This window comes from Thioalkalivibrio sp. ALJ24 (genome assembly GCF_000377785.1).
Lineage (GTDB): Bacteria > Pseudomonadota > Gammaproteobacteria > Ectothiorhodospirales > Ectothiorhodospiraceae > Thioalkalivibrio.
This window is the reverse complement of record NZ_KB898740.1, coordinates 1-4,342: the sequence shown is the minus strand read 5'-3', so window position 1 is coordinate 4,342 and position 4,342 is coordinate 1. Positions and strand designations below refer to the sequence as shown.

Here is a 4,342-nt window from a genome sequence, read left to right as displayed (position 1 = left end):
GCCCTCGGCGACCTGCCGCCGGTCATCTACGCCCAGCTCCACTCAACCGCCGAGGACTCTAAAAATGAATGGTCCTCTTGACGGGGAAGCTTACGTAGGGAGGGTGGCGGTACGCTTTCGAAGTTAGATAGCCGGTCCCCCGTTTCGCTGGAATCGTTCGGGAACCGACTCCTAGCCACGAACAAATAATCCGATCCGGGAGGCGAAACTTGTCGTGTTGGCGTGGGCACGGGCATCAGTTTGACTTTGTAAAGAAGCCAAGAACCAGGGCGCCATTTCAGGGGTGAGCGCTAATCCTATCCATTTCCATCCCCCGCAAAAGAGTTTGTAAGTACCATGGTTTGGAAGGCTTGATAGCCAAACTGGTGCGCGCCAGCATGAGGGCTAGGCGCCCCGACCTCAGTAGCCGCGACCGCGTGAAATGCAGAGGCTGCCCCATGGCGAATGAAAGGCCTTCGCGCGCGCAGGCGCGATAATGGCGGAGCGTTTCCGGTTGTGGGGCGGGCTCGGTGTTCGGTGAGTCGAAGGGTATGTGGGAGACTTCGGGAAAGCGGCGCTTGATGGTTTCATCGTGAAACGCTTTCTGCATGTTGTAGCCCGGGGGCACGTTCATCAGAAAGTCGAACAATTCGTGATCCAGATACGGGCAATAGATTGTCTTCACTTGCCCCAAGAGCCCGAAGGGAAGCAGTGCGATGCTACGGCGAGTGCGGTTCCAGAAAACAAAGGACTGAAGTGGAGACGAGGCACCCCTGTGTCGTTCCAGCTCGGCAGCGATTCTGTCTACCGCAAGTGATTCGGGAATTCGCTCGATGAATGCACGACGATAGCATGCCTTGATGGCCGGTTCGCGGTTCATCTCGCGCAGGAGTAGTTCCGCCAGATCCTGTGTCCGGCCGGTCTGCAACAATGTTAACTTTCTCTCAGACATCTGGTGTGCGCCCGACAGGATGTCGCCAGCCAAGCCATCGTAAATACACTCCGATTTCGCTCGGCTGAAGTACGCGGCCAGCGAGATAAGCCAAGTATGCGGACTAGAGCAGTGGCTCGTCAGCTCTGCGTCCTTGAGCACCGATGCGACACAGGAGCCGTCGTACCGAACAATGCGGTGATCGATGTCTGTGGCCCTCGCAAGGCGGTTCGCAAGCAGAACGTCCTCATTTTTGATGGGGGAGGCCCCCTGAACCGTGACCACACTGCGGGGCCTGTGACCTTGATGGAGCAATTCAAGGAAAATGTGCCGGGAATCCCGGCCGCCGCTCAGGGCAAGATCGTAGCCGTTTTCCGGCGGGGGGCGTCGCTCAATGGCCTGCCGAAAGAGGTTTTGATACACCTCGACGGTCTCGTCGAAGTTCTGCGGCATAGGTGACGGACAATGTGCCTCGCGAGAGCCTCGTTTTAGTTCTAACTGGCCTTGTTCCCAAGTAAGCCTCGAACCGGGAGGCAGGACATGCACGTGCTCGAACGGGGTGTCTTCGGCCAAGAAGAATCCGAGGCGCAGAAAGACGGCAAGCCCGGGGTAGTTCAGGGCCTTGGGAAAATCGCCGTTCAGTACATGCTGAATGGCGGGCGAAATTCGTATCTCGCCTCCGTAATGGCTGTAAAATAGCGGGTAGATGCCGTATCGATCGTTTTCCACGGTCAGCCGCTCGCCATCCCAATTCCAGCGAACGAAGATGCCGTCATCGCCATGAACTGCATGACCGGGTAGGACGTGGCCAAGCTCACAATGCGGAGTTCCGTTCGTTTGAACACCGGATGCACCGGCACTGGCCACGAAAAAGGGACGCTCGCGCGCGGACTCTACGCCGTCGAGATCCAGGTGTTCCAAGTGGCTCTCCGCGTTATTCATCGGATCTGATCTCCATGTACGATGGCACTTAGCTGCAACGCCGGATCATCGGCCAATAAGAGCCGCAGGTTGCTCATTCGTCACCTTCGGGCCGTGGACATCATGAGACACCGGTGGCAAGCCGCTGGAACGTGACGCTTTGCTCCGAGAGCTCGGTCCAGGTTCCGCTATCCACCACGCAGCCGTGCTCCAGCACGAAGATGCGGGAGCAAGGGCGAACAGTACTCAAACGGTGCGCGATCAGAATGATCGTCTTTTCGCCGGAGAGGTTGTGCAGGGCCTCCATCACCGCTTTTTCGGTCGCGTTATCGAGTGCACTGGTGGCTTCGTCGAAAAAGAGCACGGCCGGGTCGCGATACAACGCACGGGCGATACCGATCCGCTGGCGTTGGCCACCCGAGAGCCGCGTACCGCGTTCGCCAATGATGGTGTCGTAGCCATCCGGCAGGTCGCGCATCACGAACTCGTGCAGGTTGGCCAGACGGGCGGCCTTCTCTACCGCTGCATGGTCGATCCTGTCCTCCGGCACTCCCAGGGCAATGTTGGCCGCCACGGTTTGGTCCGCCAGAAAGATGTGCTGCGGCACATAGCCGATTGCTGCCTGCCAGTTGCGGACGTTCTCCCGGGTTAACGGCTTGCCATCGATCAGAATGGTGCCGACATCGGGCTCCAACAGGCCCAAGAGCAGATCTACCAGGGTGCTCTTGCCGGCACCGGAAGCTCCGACGAAACCCACGGTGGTGTGTGCGGAGATTTCCAGCGAGACATCTTTGAGCGCCGGCCGTTCGTGACCCGGGTAGTTGTAGGTGGCATCGATCACATTAATAGCATGCTCCGGCGCCAGGGGTGCGGGCTCCTGATCGTGCGCAAGCAAGGGCGTGCTATCCGGGCGCGACCCCAGATCCTTCAGGATATTGTCCACGGCGGCGGTGTTGAAACGCAGTGACGCAACTTGCTGGAAGATCTTCTGGAAGGCCGGAATGAGTTGGCGCCCGGCCAGGGCATACAGGCCAATTAGCGGCAGAGCTTGGGCCAGCCCACCTTCACCCGCCATCAGGAACAGGATCAGCGCGAGCACGCCGCCGAAGGCAATTGCCTCGATCGCGTATTGCGGCAGGTCCTGGAGCAGTGCGGCATTGGCCTGGTGCCTGGCAAAGCGCTTGGAGGGCTGGCGATAGCGTTCCAGATAGTCGCGCTCCCTCCCGAGCAGGCGGATTTCCTTGGTACCAGCGAAGGCCTCCGCCGCTGCAGTGAACCGCTCTCGGTTGGCCTCCACCCGGTCCTGGCCGATGCGGTTTAACCAGGCGCGTGCCAGCAAATAGATAGCCGTGTAGATCCCTCCCAGGCTGACCGCCACGATCAATGCGAGAAGTGGTTCTGCCAGGATGAGCAATGCGACGATGAACAGCGCTAACAGCCCCTGACTAGCGAGACGAAGGGCCGGCATCAGAGCCCCGCTTATGGCCTGCGTGGTCTCCTGGAGGATCGTCTTGGCCAAGTCACCCGAGTTGCGATTGAGGAAGAACGTGAACGGCCGCGCCAGATAGTCGCCCATTAGCCGCCGCGATAGTTCGTACTGCTGCATGTGGGAGAAACGAGTGATCGCCCACTGGTTAAGAGCCTGCAACGCCGTTCCGGACATGAATAGCACGAAGGCCGCCACCCCCAGGAAGTACAGAAAGTTGCTGGTCGAATCGAATTCCAGCCACTCATACGCCATGCGCAGCATGTCGTTTTCGTGGACCATTGCAGGGTCGGAAAGTACTGCAAGAAATGGCATTATCGATGCGATGCCGACCGTCTGCATGAACGCAGTTGCAATCATGAGGATCACCAGCAACGCCACCTTGCCACGGTCCCGTGGGTCCAACAGGGTATTAAGCTTGCGCAAGGTCTCTACCATGCTAACGCACCACATTGCATTTGGCAAAACTCCAGTTTGGCGCACAGGTTCAAGAGAGTTCGGTGGCACCAGATTGTTTCAATATAATAGCCGACAGCTGCCTGGAAACAAGCTTGATCGGACCGCTTTCGGTCTCAAGATAAGGTTGCTTCTTCGTGAGTGCGGAAACCTAAGGTGAATAAAAATTAGAATAAAGCAAATTATGGGAGTGCTTTAACGAATTCCCGCCTCCGAACACATGTCCCAAAACCCGTCTATTAGCCACATAAGGGCCGTAGGGCTCCAATCAGAGTTTCCTTCGATAATTGTAGGTCCATCTTGTGTAATCGTAAGCTTCCCCGTCAAGAGGACCATTCATTTTTAGAGTCCTCGGCGGTTGAGTGGAGCTGGGCGTAGATGACCGGCGGCAGGTCGCCGAGGGCGTCATGCGCCCGCTCCTCGTTGTAGTCGATCACCCACCAGTGGGTGATCTCGCGGACCTCCTCGAGATCGTTGAACAGGTAGAGATCCAGGACCTCGTTGCGGTAGGTGCGGTTGAAACGCTCGATGAAGGCGTTCTGGTTCGGCTTGCCGGGCTGGATGTACTG

At 58.1% G+C, this 4,342-nt stretch carries 3 protein-coding genes; all 3 read right to left on the bottom strand.

Translation table 11 applies throughout. The features are described from left to right. Positions 1-277: 277 nt before the first annotated feature. Positions 278-1,831, bottom strand: coding sequence for an asparagine synthase-related protein (locus tag D571_RS0113440; RefSeq protein ID WP_051076194.1), 1,554 nt, complete (start codon positions 1,829-1,831; stop codon positions 278-280). A 121-nt stretch (positions 1,832-1,952) separates the two neighbouring features. Continuing rightward, positions 1,953-3,755, bottom strand: coding sequence for an ABC transporter ATP-binding protein (locus D571_RS0113435; RefSeq protein WP_026287871.1), 1,803 nt, complete (start codon positions 3,753-3,755; stop codon positions 1,953-1,955). Between the two features lie 341 nt (positions 3,756-4,096). Beyond that, positions 4,097-4,342 (bottom strand): integrase core domain-containing protein (locus tag D571_RS0113430; protein ID WP_018937056.1); only part of this gene is annotated, 246 nt, incomplete at its 5' end.